Source organism: Flavobacterium sp., assembly GCF_027484205.1.
Lineage (GTDB): Bacteria > Bacteroidota > Bacteroidia > Flavobacteriales > Flavobacteriaceae > Flavobacterium.
The window spans coordinates 30,497-47,170 of record NZ_JAIXUB010000028.1 but is presented as its reverse complement, the minus strand read 5'-3'; the positions used below and the strand labels follow the sequence as shown (position 1 = coordinate 47,170).

Annotated in this window: 12 protein-coding genes; 3 read left to right on the top strand and 9 right to left on the bottom strand. The window is 33.4% G+C overall.

The window, feature by feature from the left end; translation table 11 throughout:
* Window positions 1–153 precede the first annotated feature (153 nt).
* Window positions 154–1,200 carry an o-succinylbenzoate synthase gene (locus Q0049_RS16005; protein ID WP_298122047.1) on the top strand — a complete coding sequence of 349 codons (1,047 nt, stop codon included), beginning with the start codon at window positions 154–156 and terminating at the stop codon, window positions 1,198–1,200.
* Window positions 1,201–1,202: 2 nt separating this feature from the next.
* On the opposite strand, the gene Q0049_RS16000 is transcribed toward Q0049_RS16005, so the two are convergent.
* Window positions 1,203–1,721: a hypothetical protein gene (locus Q0049_RS16000; RefSeq protein WP_298122046.1), complete on the bottom strand. Its 519-nt coding sequence runs from the start codon at window positions 1,719–1,721 to the stop codon at window positions 1,203–1,205.
* Window positions 1,722–1,956: 235 nt separating this feature from the next.
* On the opposite strand from Q0049_RS16000, the gene Q0049_RS15995 reads away from it, so the two are divergent.
* Entirely contained in the window at window positions 1,957–3,462 is a 1,506-nt protein-coding gene (locus tag Q0049_RS15995; RefSeq protein WP_298122043.1) for an aldehyde dehydrogenase family protein, read from the top strand.
* Between the two features lie 73 nt (window positions 3,463–3,535).
* A complete protein-coding gene (locus Q0049_RS15990; protein ID WP_298122040.1) occupies window positions 3,536–3,916 on the top strand; it encodes a DUF779 domain-containing protein in 381 nt (126 codons plus the stop codon).
* Between the two features lie 12 nt (window positions 3,917–3,928).
* Here the strand turns inward: Q0049_RS15990 and Q0049_RS15985 are convergent, their stop codons facing one another.
* The 8 genes from Q0049_RS15985 to Q0049_RS15950 form a co-directional block, all read right to left on the bottom strand.
* A complete protein-coding gene (locus Q0049_RS15985; protein WP_298122038.1) occupies window positions 3,929–5,233 on the bottom strand; it encodes a TolC family protein in 1,305 nt (434 codons plus the stop codon).
* 11 nt (window positions 5,234–5,244) lie between these two features.
* Window positions 5,245–8,331, bottom strand: a complete 3,087-nt coding sequence (locus Q0049_RS15980) for an efflux RND transporter permease subunit (protein WP_298122035.1) — start codon at window positions 8,329–8,331, stop codon at window positions 5,245–5,247.
* Window positions 8,332–8,381: 50 nt separating this feature from the next.
* Window positions 8,382–9,443, bottom strand: a complete 1,062-nt coding sequence (locus tag Q0049_RS15975) for an efflux RND transporter periplasmic adaptor subunit (protein ID WP_298122033.1) — start codon at window positions 9,441–9,443, stop codon at window positions 8,382–8,384.
* Between the two features lie 212 nt (window positions 9,444–9,655).
* Window positions 9,656–10,579, bottom strand: a complete 924-nt coding sequence (locus Q0049_RS15970; protein WP_298122030.1) for an AraC family transcriptional regulator — start codon at window positions 10,577–10,579, stop codon at window positions 9,656–9,658.
* Window positions 10,580–10,708: 129 nt separating this feature from the next.
* Window positions 10,709–12,499, bottom strand: coding sequence for an acyl-CoA dehydrogenase family protein (locus Q0049_RS15965; RefSeq protein WP_298122027.1), 1,791 nt, complete (start codon window positions 12,497–12,499; stop codon window positions 10,709–10,711).
* A 26-nt stretch (window positions 12,500–12,525) separates the two neighbouring features.
* The gene (locus Q0049_RS15960) at window positions 12,526–13,707 is read right to left on the bottom strand and encodes an acetyl-CoA C-acyltransferase (protein WP_298122024.1); all 1,182 of its coding nucleotides are present in this window, start codon (window positions 13,705–13,707) and stop codon (window positions 12,526–12,528) included.
* 3 nt (window positions 13,708–13,710) lie between these two features.
* Window positions 13,711–16,101 carry a 3-hydroxyacyl-CoA dehydrogenase/enoyl-CoA hydratase family protein gene (locus tag Q0049_RS15955; RefSeq protein WP_298122021.1) on the bottom strand — a complete coding sequence of 797 codons (2,391 nt, stop codon included), beginning with the start codon at window positions 16,099–16,101 and terminating at the stop codon, window positions 13,711–13,713.
* A gap of 105 nt (window positions 16,102–16,206) precedes the next feature.
* Window positions 16,207–16,638, bottom strand: coding sequence for a MarR family transcriptional regulator (locus tag Q0049_RS15950; RefSeq protein WP_298122019.1), 432 nt, complete (start codon window positions 16,636–16,638; stop codon window positions 16,207–16,209).
* Window positions 16,639–16,674 lie beyond the last annotated feature (36 nt).

Below are 16,674 nucleotides of genomic sequence, written 5' to 3'. Positions count from 1 at the left end.
GAAACCTGAAACCTGAAACCTGAAACCTGAAACCTGAAACCTGAAACCTGAAACCTGAAACCTGAAACCTGAAACCTGAAACCTGAAACCTGAAGCCTGAAACCTGAAGCCTAAAACCTGAAACCCGAAACTCGAAACTCGAAACCCAATTTAATGAAAGCAACTTACCACAAATACTTACTCGACTTCAAACGACCATCAGGAACATCTCGTGGTGTTTTGACGCAGAAAGAAACGTGGTTTATTGTCCTTGAAGAAAATGGTAAAAAAGGAATAGGCGAGTGCGGAATTCTCAGAGGATTAAGTATTGATGATCGAGATGATTATGAAGAAAAACTAAAATGGACTTGTCAAAACATTCATCTCGGAGAAGAACAATTATGGTACGAATTGATTGAATTTCCGTCGATTCAGTTTGGAGTTGAAATGGCTTTTAAATCTCTTGAAAGCGAAAATCCTTTTGTTTTACTTCCTTCCGATTTTACAAATTCAACAAAATCTATTCCAATAAATGGTTTGGTTTGGATGGGCGATGAGCAATTTATGAAAGACCAAATAGAAGAAAAATTAGCACAAGGATTTCATTGCATAAAACTAAAAATTGGAGCTATAGATTTTCAAAAAGAATTGGATTTATTGCGCTTCATTCGTCAAAATTTTGATGCAAAAACTATTGAAATTCGTGTTGATGCTAATGGTGCTTTTAGTGAGAGTTTAGCTTTAAATAAATTGAATCAATTATCTGGTTATGAAATCCATAGTATTGAACAACCTATCGCAAAAAATCAGACTGACACAATGTCATTGTTATGTAAAACAACTCCAATTCCAATTGCTTTAGACGAAGAATTAATAGGTGTGTTTTCAATTGAACAAAAAGAAACTTTATTGCAAAAAATTAAGCCACAATACATCATTTTAAAACCAAGTTTTGTTGGAGGTTTTCGTGGCACAAAACAATGGATTGAACTTGCAGAAAAATATAAAATTGGTTGGTGGATTACTTCAGCTCTTGAAAGTAACATTGGTTTAAATGCAATTGCGCAATGGACATTTTTGCAAAATAATTCTATGCCTCAAGGTTTAGGTACTGGAGCACTTTATAACAATAATTTTGATTCTCCATTGTTAGTATCAGGAGGACAATTGTGGTATCAAAAAGATGTCGATTGGAAATTTGATTTTAATAATCTACAATAAAATTACAAGGGTTTCCTAGGAAGTTCTTTAGTTTTCATTCCTGCTACTTTTCCCTCAGAGTTTATTGTAATGTATAATTCACGCTGAAAATATTTCTTTTCATAGTCAATTTTGTATCTAAAAACTAAATCATTAGTTTCTGTATCATTCGTGATATCTATCAATTCAATATCAATAAACTTACCATTTTTAAATAATATTTTTTGGCATGCTTTTGATAACTTTTCAACGGTTGCATTTTGAATTACTTTTTCAGTTGCTTCTTCTTTAGTAAACGGTTTAAATTTTGAAGTATTACATGTTTCTAATAAACGTTTTCCTAGATGGTATGCTCGTGTTACTTTTTGCGAATTTACTTCCTTAAAACTCATTTTTACGAAACGAGATTTTACATCTATAGGTTTTTCAGCGGTTTTTACTTCATCTTTTTTAGGAGATGAAGAGGAATCATTAATAACTTTTTTGCTTTTGCAAGATGCTAAAATGGTTAAGGCAATTACTATGTAAAGCAACTTTTTCATAATTATAATAACTTAAAAATTATGATTTTAGTATGAAGTTTTGGTTATCCATTTTTCAAATTTCAAATTTTATTATTTATCAGTATGTTAAAAATAACTTCTATTTATTGAGTATTATTTAATTAATTACAGTAAAAATTTCGTATAGTGTATTTTTGTGCTATAATTTGAACAAATTGTGCTATTAAATTATTGAGGATAAAATTACTTTTGGATAAATCAAAAAATTAAACTTATGAGTAATTTAGTTCAAAGACCACAATTAAAAGAAAAGTATGATAATTACATCAACGGAAAATGGGTTGCACCATCTACAGGACAATATTTCGAAGTTCTATCTCCAGTTGATGGAAAGCTAATGGCAAAAGCAGCACATTCTGCTAAAATGGATACAGAAATGGCTGTTGATGCTGCTTATGAAGCATTTAAATCGTTCAGTCAAACTTCTGCAACAGAAAGAAGCATCATGCTAAATAAAATTGCCGATAGAATCGAGGAAAATTTAGCATTTATTGCAGCAGTCGAAACCTTAGATAACGGAAAGGCAGTGAGAGAAACGATGGCTGCAGATATCCCATTAGCAATTGATCATTTTAGATATTTTGCTAGTGTCATTCGTGCAGAAGAAGGTTCGATTACAGAATTAGATAAAGATACAGTTTCTATTATAATGCACGAACCATTAGGTGTAATTGCTCAAATTATTCCATGGAATTTCCCAATTTTAATGGCGGTTTGGAAACTTGCACCAGCATTAGCAGCAGGAAATTGTGTAGTTTTAAAACCGGCAGAAAGTACGCCAATCTCTATTATGGTTTTAATGGAACTGATTGGTGATTTAATTCCTGCTGGAGTTGTGAATATTGTCAACGGTTTTGGAGCAGAATTAGGAAGAACATTAGTGACTAATCCAAAAGTTTCTAAAGCTGCGTTCACTGGTTCAACTGCAACGGGTAGAATGGTAATGCAATATGCTACAGAAAATATTATTCCAGTAACTTTAGAATTAGGTGGAAAATCTCCTAATATTTTCTTCCCATCAGTTATGGATGCTGACGATGAATTTTTAGATAAAGCTCTTGAAGGTGTTGCTCTTTTTGCCCTTAATCAAGGAGAAGTTTGTACATGTCCATCACGACTTTTAATTCATGAATCCATTTACGATAGATTTATTGAAAAAGTATTGGCAAGAGTAAATGCTATTAAAACAGGAAATCCACTCGACCCAACAGTGATGATGGGCGCACAAGCATCGCAAATTCAAAAAGATAAAATTCTTTCTTACATCAGGTTAGGAAAAGAAGAAGGTGCAGAATTATTATGTGGTGGCGATGTGAACCATTTAGGTGATGATTTAGAAGGAGGTTATTATATCCAGCCAACTTTATTTAAAGGTCACAACAAAATGAGAATTTTCCAAGAAGAAATTTTCGGACCTGTTTTAGCGGTTACGACTTTCAAATCAACAGAGGAAGCTATCGAAATTGCAAACGACACAATGTATGGTTTAGGTGCTGGAGTTTGGACTCGTGATGCTCATGAATTATATCAAGTTCCAAGAGCGATTCATGCAGGTCGTGTTTGGGTAAACCAATATCATGCTTATCCTGCTGGAGCACCTTTTGGAGGTTATAAACAATCTGGAATTGGTAGAGAAAATCATAAGATGATGTTAGATCATTATCGTCAAACAAAAAACATGTTGATTTCTTATAACAAAAACAAATTAGGTTTCTTTTAATAAAATCGTTTATTAAGCAAAAAGCCACGAATTCAGTATGTTTGAAACTCGTGGCTTTCAATTTTACAATAGTATGGAAAAAATAAAACGTTTAGATGCTACACAAAAAGCATTGGATTTAATTGATTTTTTATCAGAGAAATTTGGTGATTTGATGTTCTATCAAGCTGGAGGATGTTGTGAAGGTACACAACCACAATGTTTTGAAAAAGGTGGTTTTTATTTAAGATATGGTGATGTTTGTATCGGAACTATCAAAGGATTTGAGTTTTGGCTCGACAAAGATTTGTTTGAATATTGGAAACATGCTCATTTTACATTAGATGTAATTGACGGAATTGGAGCAGGAGGTTTTTCTTTAGAAACACCTTACGGAAAAACATTTAAAGTAAATTACAGATTATTTACAGAAGATGAAGTTCAAAATTTAGAAGAAACTAAATTGAATGAGTAATACTTTTACCAATTAAAATCCAAGTGAACCTGAAAATTCTTTTAATGAAATTTCATAAAGTTTAGTTTGAAACTGAGCATTACTGTAGCGAACTAAAGCATTCACGTAATTCAATTGAGCTGTTCTGTATTCGATTGGTGTAATAGTTCCAATTTTGAATTTTGCTAGAGTAATATCCAAATTTTGTTTGGCAATTTCTACATTTTTCTCTTCAACTTTTGTCAATTCTAAATTGGTTGTATAACTTTGATAAGCCATACCAAGTTGCGATTCTAAAGCTAATTTTTGCTGACTAATAGTGTTTTCAACATTTTGAACTTGAAGCTTTGCAACTTTTTCATTTCTATTTTGATTGAATCCATCAAATATTGGGACAGAAGCATTTATGCCATAAACAAATCCACGCCCAGAAGATTGTGTTATAAATCCTAAGGATGCTTCAGATCGGGTAAAATTGTATCCAGAGTTTATTCGGACTGTAGGATATCTTGCGGCTTTTACTTGCTTTAATTGAAGTTCTGCATTGTTTTTCTCCAATAATTGAGCTTGTAACTGAGGGCTTTGTTTTTCAGATAGAGTTTTTAAATCATCATATTTTAGCGATGCATCGATTGTAATTTCATCTTCTACTTTAAATTCTGATTTGGTGTCTCTTGCCAAAATCTCATTCAATCTAATTTTAGAATTCTGATATAACTCTATTTGTTTCAATCGCGAACTCACATCGGTATTCAAATCTACTTGTGCATTTAAAACTTCTAATTTAGCTGCTTTTCCAATGGAGTAGCGATTTTGAGCTGTTGTCAATCGTTGATTTGAAATTACAATGGCAGTATCTAAAGCTTTGATTTGCTGTTGTTGTTGAACCAAATCAAAATATGTAGTATATACGTCGCTAACTTTTGTTAGAATTGCTAATTTCAATTCAGCTTCTCCTTGTTTTTGTAAAACTTTTAGTTGTTCTCTTCGGGCAAACATCCGCATTCCGTCAAATACAGTCCAATCTAATCCAACACCATAAGTTAAATTCAAATTTCTTGCATTATCTAAGGTTCGTTGTTCGCCACTTGCTTGGGTTTGAGTAGTATTTAAAATACTATTATTATTAACCACATTAGCACTTATAATGGGAAGCATTCCGGCATTTCCTGCAGTGGAATTTGTTTCATCAATTTTCAAATTGTTTTTAGCAATTTTAATGTCGTAATTGTTTTCTAAAGCAATTTTGACAGCATCTTCCAATTTCAAAATCTCTTGTGCTTGAAGTTGAAAACTAAATAAAAAAAGAATTGATATATATGTAAAGCGAATTTTCATAGGTTTAAATTTTATTTTTCAAGAGCATCTAAATTATCAAATTCAGGACGGTGTTTTTTGGCTCTTGACCACATTAAATATATAGCAGGAATTACGAAAAGTGTCAGAATTAATGAAAATAAGGTTCCACCAACAATAACAACACCCATACCAATTCTACTTGTAGAAGCTGCTCCAAGTGACATTGCAATAGGTAATGCTCCTAAGGCAATAGCTAAACTCGTCATTAAAATTGGACGTAAACGTGCTTCTGAAGCTTCAATGATAGCTTCAAATTTTGTTTTGCCTTGTTCTCGTAATTGATTGGCAAATTCGACAATTAAAATTCCGTTCTTGGTGACGAGTCCAATTAGCATTACGGTTCCAATTTGACTAAAAATATTCCAAGTTTGACCAAATAACCACAATGAAAATAAAGCTCCAGCAACCGCCATTGGTACCGTTAAAATGATGATGAATGGATCGATAAAACTTTCAAATTGTGCTGCAAGAATTAAGTAAATTAATAACAATGCTAACCCAAAAGCAAATAAGGTATTGGAACTACTTTCAACAAAATCTCTTGATTCACCACCTAAATCAGTTGTGAAGGAAGCATCTAGAACTTTTTCCTTAATTTCATTCATCGCATCAATTCCATCGCCCATACTTTTTCCCGAAGCTAATCCAGCCGATACGGTAGCTGACATGTATCTATTGTTATGAAATAATTGTGGCGGATTACTCTGCTCTTCCACTTTTACCACATTATCCATTTGAATTAAAGTTCCATTTTTGCTTTTTACAAACATCGAGGTTAAATCCAAGGGTTTGTTTCGGTCTTTTTCTTCAAATTGTCCTATCACTTGATATTGTTTTCCATCTTTCATAAAGTAGCCAAAACGTTGTCCACTTAGTGATAATTGCAATGTTTGAGCTATATCTAATACTGAAATTCCTAAACTCTCTGCTTTTTCCCTGTCGATAGTAACATTGATTTCTGGTTTGTTAAATTTCAAATTCACATCAACCGTTGAGAAGGTCTCATTTTGATTCGCTAAATCCATGAATTGCGGAATTTTTTCACGCAATTTTTCAAAATTTGGTGCTTGAATAATATATTGAATTGGTAAACCAGCTCTTCTGTTTACTGAAATCGTAGGTTGCTCGGAAACATTAGTTTTAGCTTCCGAATATTTTTTTGTCAGTTTGGTAAAACGTTCAGCAATTTCTTTTTGTGAAGCTTCTCTATCTTCAGGATCTTTAAGTGCCAAACGGATTCGCCCTGTATTTACTGATGAAGATAAAAATCCTGGAGCAGTAATGACAAGAGCAATCTTTTTTTCTGGAATGGAATCATTAATCAATCCAGATAATTCTTGCATAAATCTGTCGGTATATTCATAAGTAGAGCCTTCTGGAGCTGTGACACTTACAACCACCAAACTTCTATCATCATAAGGTGCTGTTTCTTTTGGAATTATTGTGAAAAATAAGGCAATCAGTCCAATACAAATAATTATTATTGGAAAACTCAACCATTTTTTCTTCATAAAACTTGTTAAAGCCTCTGCATAACCTTTGTTTAAACTAACAAAATAAGGTTCGGTAAATTCATAAAAACGGGTTTTCTTTTGCTCGCCACCTTTCATCAAATAGGCATTCAACATTGGTGTTAATGTTAATGATACAAATGCAGAAATTAAAACCGCTGCTCCAATGACAACACCAAATTCTCTAAACAATCGTCCAACGAAACCTTCGAGAAATATAATTGGTAAGAATACTGCTGCCAAAGTTATAGAAATCGAAATTACAGCAAAGAAAATCTCATTAGAACCTTTAATTGCAGCTTCAATTGGCGACATTCCTTCTTCTACTTTTTTGAAAATGTTTTCAGTTACAACAATTCCGTCGTCAACTACTAATCCTGTGGCTAATACGATGGCAAGAAGCGTTAATACATTTACCGAAAATCCACATAAATACATGATAAAAAAAGTAGCAATCAACGAAACCGGTATATCAATTAAAGGTCGGAATGCAATGGACCAATCTCTAAAGAATAAGAAGATAATTAAAATAACGAGAATGATTGAAATTAAAAGTGTTTCAGCAACTTCTACAACCGATTTTTTGATAAAAATAGTATTATCTAAAGCAATATTCAGTTCAATATCGGAAGGTAATTCTTTTTTTAAAACATCATATTTTTTGTAAAACTCATTAGCTATATCCAAATAATTAGTTCCTGGTTGTGGAATAACAGCCAATCCAACCATGGGCTTTCCTGAACCAGTAAATCTAGTTTCTAAGTTTTCTGGACCTAATTCAGCTTTTCCAACATCACTCAAACGAACCACTCTAGAATTATCTGAAATTATGATGATGTTATTAAATTCTTCAGCTGTCGATAAATTTCCTAAAGTCTTTACCGTTAATTCGGTATTTGCACCTGTTAATTTTCCGGACGGCAATTCAACGTTTTGACTATTTAAAGCATTTCTAACATCAGAAACTGTCACACCATAAGAAGTCAATTTTACAGGATCAATCCAAATTCTCATTGAATATCGTTTTTGTCCCCAAATTTGAACACTACTAACACCAGGAATAGTTTGCAATCGTTCTGCAATTACATTTTCGGCATAATCGCTAAGTTCCAAAGCATTTTTTGTTTCACTTTGAACGGTCATCGTCACAATTGGATCAGAATCGGCATCGGCTTTTGAAACAACAGGTGGAGCATCAATATCTTGAGGTAAACTTCGAATGGCTTGCGATACTTTATCACGAACATCATTGGCAGCTTCTTCAAGATTTTTCTCTAGTTTAAATTCGATATTAATATTACTCGAACCTTGATTGCTCGAAGAAGTAATATTTCTAATTCCATCGATTGAATAGATTGCTTTTTCTAATGGTTCAGTTATCTGAGATTCAATAATGTCAGAATTGGCACCAGTATAATTTGTTCTAACATTAATTTGAGCAGGATCGATAGATGGAAATTCTCTTACTCCCAAATAACTATAGCCAATTATTCCAAATAAAATAATGGTTAAATTGATTACAATTGTAAAAACAGGTCTTTTTATACTTAGCGTTGATAAACTCATAGGATTATAGTTAAGAATTACATTTTAAAATTTAAATTATTGGTTAATTCTTAATTTTTGGTTTTAACTTTTATTGCATCGTCGTTTTTTAAAGACATTACACCCGAAGTAAGCACCGTATCACCAACATTCAAACCAGAAGTAATTACAATTTCTTTATCGGTTCTAGTCAATGTTTCCACCATAATTTCTTTAGCCTTTCCATTATTAGCAATAAAAACTTTCTTTCCGCCTTGAACCGGAATTATTGCTTCAGTTGGAACAACAATAGCATCTTTAATAGTATTTAAAGGCAATTCAACATTGGCAAAAGTTCCAGGAAGCAGTTTTCCACTTGTGTTTTGTGCAATCGCTCTGATACTCAAAGTTCTTGTTGTTGTTTCGATTTCAGGTTCTATAGCATAAATTTTTGCACTATATTTTTCTGGTAAACCATTAACAGTAAATTTAATTTCAGAATTCACTTTGATTTCTGAAGCATATTTTTCTGGAATTGAAAATGTGATTTTTAAAGGATTTGTACTAACTAATTTGGCAACTAGAGTAGCAGGAGTAATATAGGTTCCAGGAGAAATAGAACGCAAACCAATTTTACCGGAAAAAGGTGCTCGAACAGATGTTTTTGCAATTTGAGCACGAATAAGTTGTGTTTGGGATTGAGCCGTTCTAAAATCAGCGCTTGCAATATCATATTCTTCTTGACTTATGGCTTCTTTTTGAAGTAATAACTTGGCGCGTCTTTCATTTTCTGAGGCTAAATTTTGTCTTGTATTGGCTTGCGCTAATTGTGCTCTAAGTTCAATATCATTAACTTTGAATAGGAGTTGACCTTTACTAACATTTGAACCTTCTTTGAATGCAATATTTTCAACAATACCTGAAACTTCACTTCTAATTTCAATTTGCTCATTAGCTTCAATAGAACCAGAAAGTGTTAATGCGTTTGAAAAATCTTTAGATTCGGTCACAATTGCACTAACTGAAACAGGAGGTTTTTTATCACCTTTTCCTTTTCCGTTTTCGGTTTCACTACTATTTTTGGTAATTCTGTAAGCTATTAATCCACCTATTAAAATGATCAATAATGCAATTGCAATATTTTTAACTTTCATAAATTTCGATATAAAAAGTGTTATTTGTCTATACAACTATAGAATAACAAAATTACCTTTTATCAAAAGAATATGTGGAGTTATTGACTTTTATTTAACTTTTGAGTAACTAATAATGTTCGAAAATGTTGATTTATATAATTCTCAGCAATTTTTTGATGATTAAATTAAGTAGAAGAATTTGATTATTTAAAGTTTAGTATTAAATAAAATTATCCATTATAATTCATCAATTGATATTGTTTTGGTGTTACACCTTCGTATTTTTTAAATAATCTAATGAAGTAATTACAATCTTCAAATCCAGTAGCATAAGAAACTTCGTTTACATGGATATTTGGGTTACTGAGTAGTTTTTTTGCAAATTTTATCTTCTCATTTAAAATATATTCAATTGGACTCATGCCAAGTTCTCTTTTAAAATAGCGATAAAATGAAGTAGTGCTCATACAAGCTTTATCGCTTAAATCTTTCAAATTGATAGTTTCGCGAATATTTTTTTTGATGTATTCTATCGAAGGAGTAATTGGACTATTACTATCAATATGTTTTTCTTCTTCAAATCGTTTCGCTGTTTGCGTTTGAATGATTCTAATAATTAATTCTTGTAATGTCAAATCGGCAATAGCATCTTTAGTTATGGATGTTCCCATGCATTCTTTAATCAATTTATTGATTGTTCCTGCAAGTTCAACATTATTGTAGAAAAAATAATTTTCATGATCTAATTTCCAAAGGTTGTTTTTTCCTTCCTTAGGATATTTTTCATTTAAAAAATCTAATGTATTAGTAATGATATTATTATCGATGGCTAAAGCAATACACTGTGTTGGATTGTCTTTTGAGGCTTCTGGAAAATCAATTTTCATTTCAACATTTGAAGGAACAATTACAGTTTCACCAGGCAAATATTCAAATTGAGGTTCGTCAAAAAGATGCATTATTTTTTTCCCACGTAACATACTTGTAACTACTAAATCATTGAACTTTAGCGGAACTAAATCTGATTTTTGATAAGTTTCAAAGATGTTTAATTCGCAATGATCTAGTGAAAATATGGTTCGATTCTCGACCAAAGTTTTCAATGACTTTTCGTGAGTTAGCGCAGGTGTATGGAGTAATGCTTTAATTGACATAAAAAATATTGAATTACTAAAGTACTTGTTTTTTTGAAATAAATAAAATTTTAGTACTAATTTATGATTGTACAAAAAAACCACTCAATTTCTCGAGTGGTTTCTTCTAACAATTAATTTAACTAAAAATTAAAAACAATAACTATTTTCGGCTACTAATTTAGCAGTGATTGTTTCTCTCAATCCTACAATATTAGGCATGTTGGTATATTTTGTAAAACGACGTAATCCCATCAACATCATGCGTTGTTCGTCGCCTTCAGCAAAAGAAATAATGCTTTCTTTTCCTCTTGCAGCAACAATATCTACAGCTTTGTATAAATATAATTTTGCCATTGCAATTTGCTCTTGAACTTTAGCTTCACCTTCTTTTTTAGCTAATTTTTCAGTTCTTAAAATGGTACTTTCTGCCATGTAAATTTCAATTAACATATCAGCAGCAGCCATTAAAAGTTGTTGGTGTGCGTCTAAGTCCATTCCGTATTTTTGAACTGCAGCACCTGCTACCATCAAGAATGCTTTTTTCAATTTGCCAACCATTTCTTTTTCTTCCGAAAATAATTCAGAATAATCTGGTGTATCAAATGATGGAATTCCCATTAATTCTTCTTGAACTTTCATCGCTGGTCCAAGTAAATCAACGTGACCTTTCATGGCTTTTTTGATTAACATTCCAACCGATAACATTCTGTTAATTTCGTTTGTTCCTTCATAAATACGTGCAATACGTGCATCTCTCCAAGCACTTTCCATTGGTGTATCTTCAGAGAATCCCATTCCACCATAAATTTGAATTCCTTCATCAGCACAGTTTTGAACATCTTCCGAAACAGCTACTTTCAAGATAGAACATTCAATTGCAAATTCTTCAACACCTTTCAATTCAGCTTCTTGATGACTTGCACCTTCTGCTTCACGAAGTTTGATTCTATTTTCAATATCTTTCGCCGCACGATATGTAGCACTTTCTCCTGCATAAGCTGAAGTTGCCATTTCTGCCAATTTGTAACGAATAGCTCCAAAAGAAGAAATAGGTGTATTAAACTGAACTCTTTCGTTAGCATAGTTAATTGCATTTGAAGTCACACGACGCTGTGCATCTAAACAAGCTGCTGCCAATTTGATACGCCCAACATTCAATGCGTTCATTGCGATTTTGAAACCTTCACCTCGAGCAGCCAACATGTTTTCTACTGGAACTTTAGTATCAGCAAAGAAAACCTGACGAGTCGAAGAGGCACGAATTCCTAATTTATGCTCTTCTTCACCCATTGAAATTCCATTGCTCGGATCATTTTCAACAATGAATCCTGTAATGTTTTTATCATCTTCAATTCGTGCGAAAACAATAAATACAGAACAAAAACCTGCGTTTGAAATCCACATTTTTTGTCCAGTGATTTTATAGTGTGTTCCATCTTCTGAAAGAACTGCTTTAGTTTTTCCTGAATTCGCATCCGAACCTGCTCCTGGTTCTGTTAAGCAATAAGCTCCAAACCATTCACCAGATGCTAATTTTGGTACGTATTTTTGTTTTTGTTCTTCTGTTCCGTACAAAGTAATTGGCATCGTTCCAATTCCAGTATGTGCTCCAAAAGCAGTTGAAAACGAACCTGTTGCACCCGAAATATAATCACATACAAGGCAAGTATCAACAAATCCCATTCCCATTCCGCCATAAGCTTCTGGTACAGCTACGCTTAAAAAGCCCATTTCTCCTGCTTTACGCATTGTTTCTTCCGTGAAAGCATAGTCTTTATGCTCAAATCGGTCTTTATTTGGCCAAATTTCTTTGTCGCTAAACTCTTTTACAGAATCGCGCATCATGATTTGCTCTTCTGAGAAATCTTCTGGTGTGAAAACGTCTTCACACTTTGTTTCTTTAACTAGGAATTGTCCTCCTCTGGTTATATCGCTCATTTCTTTATTTTTTTATAGTTGGTTGATTATAGTAATTCATATATTCCCGCAGAACCTTGACCAGTTCCAACACACATACTTACGATTCCGTATTTAGATTTTCTTAAACGCATTTCGTCAAATAATTGAACTGATAATTTTGCTCCTGTACAACCCAGCGGATGGCCTAAAGAAATTGCACCACCGTTTACGTTAATGATATCAGGATTTAAATTTAATTCGCGAGTTACTGCTAATGCTTGTGATGCAAATGCTTCGTTTAATTCAATTAAATCAATATCATTTAAAGTCAAACCTGCTTGTTTTAGTGCTTTTGGAATTGCTTTTACTGGACCAATTCCCATAATTCTTGGTTCTACACCAGCTGATGCAAAATTTACTAATCTTGCAATAGGAGTAACACCCAATTCTTTTACCAATTCTTCACTCATAATCAAAACGAAAGCTGCACCATCACTCATTTGTGACGAGTTTCCTGCAGTTACAGAACCATCGGCTGCGAACACTGGTTTTAGTTTACCTAAAGCGGCAATATTTGTGTCAGCTCTTGGACCTTCATCTTTGTTTACAACATACGATTTGGTCTCTTTTTTACCATTTTCATTGATAAAAGTTTGCTCCACAGTAATTGGAACAATTTGTTTATCAAATTTACCTTCAGCTTGCGCTTTCAATGCTTTTTGATGCGAATTGTAAGCAAACTCATCTTGATCTTCACGAGAAACGTTGAATTGTTTGGCAACGGCTTCAGCTGTTAAACCCATTCCCCAATAGTAATCTTCGTGACCTTCTTTTGCTACAGCGTAATCTGGAGTTGGTTTGTATCCGCCCATTGGAATAAAACTCATGCTTTCTGCACCACCAGCGATAATACAATCTGCCATTCCACTTTGGATTTTTGCTGTTGCCATTCCGATAGTTTCTAATCCTGAAGCACAATATCTATTTACTGTTACACCAGGAACGTCTGTTACTTTTAATCCCATTAAAGAAATTAATCGTCCAACATTTAAACCTTGTTCGGCTTCGGGCATGGCATTTCCAACCATAACGTCGTCGATACGAGTTTTGTCAAAATCAGGCAATTCATTCATCATGAACTGAATAGTTTCAGCAGCTAACTCATCAGGTCTTTTGAATCTAAATACTCCTTTTGGAGCTTTTCCTACCGCAGTACGGTATCCTTTTACAATATATGCAGTTTTCATAGTTTAGTTTCTTAACGGTTTCCCTTTAGTAAGCATGAATTGGATTCTTTCCAACGTTTTTCTTTCAGTACAAAGTGACAAGAAAGCTTCACGTTCGATATCTAATAAATATTGTTCAGTTACCAATGTTGGTTCTGATAAATCACCTCCAGCCATTACATAAGCTAGCTTGTTGGCAATTTTTAAATCGTGTTCTGAGATGTATTTTCCGGCTACCATTTGGTTAGTTCCAACTAAGAACATTCCAAGTGCTTGTTTACCCAAAACTTTAATATCGGTTCTTCTTACTGGTTGTGTATAACCTTGATCGGCCATTTGCAATGCTACTTGTTTGGCAACAGCAATTTGTCGGTCTTTATTTACTACCACAATATCTTTTCCTTTTTGTAAAATTCCTAAATCGAAGGCTTCATAAGCAGATGTTGCAACTTTTGCCATTCCGATAGTTAAGAAATTTTCTTGAAGAACATTTAATTCAACATCATTTTTACGGAACAAATCACTTGCGCGAACTGCCATTTCTTTAGAACCACCACCACCAGGAATTACACCAACTCCAAATTCTACTAAACCAATATACGTTTCAGCAGCGGCGACAACTCTATCGGCGTGCATACTCATTTCGCATCCACCACCAAGTGTCATTCCGTGAGGCGCAACGATTACTGGAATAGAAGAGTAGCGCACACGCATCATTGTGTCTTGGAACATTTTGATAGCCATATTCAATTCGTCGTATTCTTGCTCGACTGCCATCATGAAAATCATTCCGATATTGGCTCCAACAGAGAAATTTGTTCCTTGATTTCCAATTACTAATCCTTTATAATCTTTTTCAGCTAAGTCTATAGCTTTGTTGATTGCGGTTAAAACGCCACCACCAATGGTATTCATTTTAGAATGGAATTCTAAGTTTAAAATTCCGTCACCTAAATCGATAACTGAAGCATCTGAATTACCCCAGACTTTGTGGCTTTCTCTAATATTATCTAAAATGATAAAAGCATCTTGTCCTGGTTTTTCTTCTTGTGATTTTGATGCAATGTTGTAGAAACACGTTTTACCATTTTTAACGGAATAGAACGATTTATTTCCTGAAATCAACATATCCGTTACCCAAGCTGCTGGTTTGTATCCTTCAGCTTCCATCATAGCAATCGCTTTTTCTACACCAATAGCATCCCAAATTTCAAATGGTCCATTTTCCCAACCGAAACCGGCTTTCATGGCATCATCAATTTTATAGAACTCTTCTGTTATTTCTGGAACTCTGTTAGAACAATACGCAAACATTGCTGAGAAATTCTTTCTGTAAAAATCACCAGCTTTGTCTTTTCCTTTTACTAAAACTTTGAATCTATCAATTGGTTTTTCAATAGTTTTTGTCAGTTCTAATGTTGCGAACGATGCTTTTTTAGCTGCTCTGTATTCTAAAGTATCTAAATCTAATGATAAGATTTCTTTGCCTTCTTTTTTATAAAATCCCTGTCCAGTTTTGCTTCCTAACCATTTGTTTTCCATCATTTTGTTGATGAAATCTGGTAGTTTGAACAAGTTGTGTGCTTCGTCATTCGGACAATTGTCATAAATTCCGTTAGCTACGTGAACTAAAGTATCTAAACCAACTACGTCTACCGTTCTGAAAGTAGCCGATTTTGGACGACCAATAACTGGTCCAGTTAATTTATCAACTTCTTCAATGGTTAATCCCATTTCCTTCACTTGGTGGAACAAACTTTGGATTCCGAAGATTCCAATTCTATTTCCGATAAAAGCTGGAGTATCTTTTGCAATTACTGAAGTTTTTCCTAAGAATTTTGAACCGTATTCAAAAAGGAAATCCAATACTTCTTGTGAAGTTTTTGGACCAGGAATGATTTCGAATAATTTTAAATAACGTGCAGGATTAAAGAAATGCGTTCCGCAGAAATGTGCTTGAAAATCATCGCTTCTGCCTTCACTCATAAAGTTTATAGGAATACCTGAAGTATTAGAAGTTACTAAAGTTCCTGGTTTACGGAATTTGTCGATTTGTTCAAAAACCAATTTCTTGATGTCTAAACGTTCTACTACAACTTCAATAATCCAATCGCAAGTTGCAATTTTGGACATGTCGTCAGTTGTATTTCCAGTTGTAATTCGGCTAGCAAATTTCTGACTGTAAATAGGTGATGGGTTGCTTTTTAAAGCATTTGCCAAATGGTCATTTACCACACGGTTACGAACAACTTTACTTTCTAAAGTTAGTCCTTTCTTTTCCTCAATTTCAGTTAGTGCGTTAGGCACAATGTCTAAAAGGAGTACTTCTAATCCGATGTTAGCAAAATGACAAGCAATTCCTGAACCCATGATTCCTGAACCTACAACCGCCACTTTTTTAATTGTTCGTTTCATTTTTTTCTTTAATAATTATGTCAGTCTGAGCTTGTCGAAGACTTTTTTAGTCCGAATGCACTTCGACAAGCTCAGTGTGACAATTGTTTATTTAATAGTATTTGTTTAAAAAATCTTCTTCTCCGTTATCAAATCATTTATCACATCGGCTACTTCCATGAAATGGTTTAGTTTTTCTTCAGTGATGTTTTGTTTTACTACTTCATTAAACTTCAACACCGTAGTTTTTGATTGTTCACGCATTTGTTTTCCTAAATCGGTTAAGTAAATTAAAACACCTCTTCCGTCATCTGGATTTTTCTTTCTAATTATTAAACCTTTTTCTTCTAATGTTTTCAAGGTTCGGGTTAGCGATGTAGCTTCCATTCCCATTCGGTTACTTATATAAGTAGATGGTGTTCCTTCTTCTTTATCTATACTTAGTAAGGCAAATCCTATCGCCATCGAACCATCAAATTTTGATGCTTCTTCATTATACATTCGTGAAACTGCTTGCCATGTCGCTCTTAGTACATAATCAATAGTTTTATCCTTCATATTTTTACTATATCGTTTTAGTTTCGGATTCAAATA

Excerpts from the sequence above, each read along its gene's own strand:
- Q0049_RS15980 (WP_298122035.1), bottom strand. The coding sequence starts at position 8,331 with ATGAGTTTATCAACGCTAAGTATAAAAAGACCTGTTTTTACAATTGTA.
- Q0049_RS16005 (WP_298122047.1), top strand. The coding sequence starts at position 154 with ATGAAAGCAACTTACCACAAATACTTACTCGACTTCAAACGACCATCA.
- Q0049_RS16000 (WP_298122046.1), bottom strand. The coding sequence starts at position 1,721 with ATGAAAAAGTTGCTTTACATAGTAATTGCCTTAACCATTTTAGCATCT.
- Q0049_RS15985 (WP_298122038.1), bottom strand. The coding sequence starts at position 5,233 with ATGAAAATTCGCTTTACATATATATCAATTCTTTTTTTATTTAGTTTT.
- Q0049_RS15975 (WP_298122033.1), bottom strand. The coding sequence starts at position 9,443 with ATGAAAGTTAAAAATATTGCAATTGCATTATTGATCATTTTAATAGGT.
- Q0049_RS15990 (WP_298122040.1), top strand. The coding sequence starts at position 3,536 with ATGGAAAAAATAAAACGTTTAGATGCTACACAAAAAGCATTGGATTTA.
- Q0049_RS15970 (WP_298122030.1), bottom strand. The coding sequence starts at position 10,579 with ATGTCAATTAAAGCATTACTCCATACACCTGCGCTAACTCACGAAAAG.
- Q0049_RS15965 (WP_298122027.1), bottom strand. The coding sequence starts at position 12,499 with ATGAGCGATATAACCAGAGGAGGACAATTCCTAGTTAAAGAAACAAAG.
- Q0049_RS15950 (WP_298122019.1), bottom strand. The coding sequence starts at position 16,638 with ATGAAGGATAAAACTATTGATTATGTACTAAGAGCGACATGGCAAGCA.
- Q0049_RS15995 (WP_298122043.1), top strand. The coding sequence starts at position 1,957 with ATGAGTAATTTAGTTCAAAGACCACAATTAAAAGAAAAGTATGATAAT.
- Q0049_RS15960 (WP_298122024.1), bottom strand. The coding sequence starts at position 13,707 with ATGAAAACTGCATATATTGTAAAAGGATACCGTACTGCGGTAGGAAAA.
- Q0049_RS15955 (WP_298122021.1), bottom strand. The coding sequence starts at position 16,101 with ATGAAACGAACAATTAAAAAAGTGGCGGTTGTAGGTTCAGGAATCATG.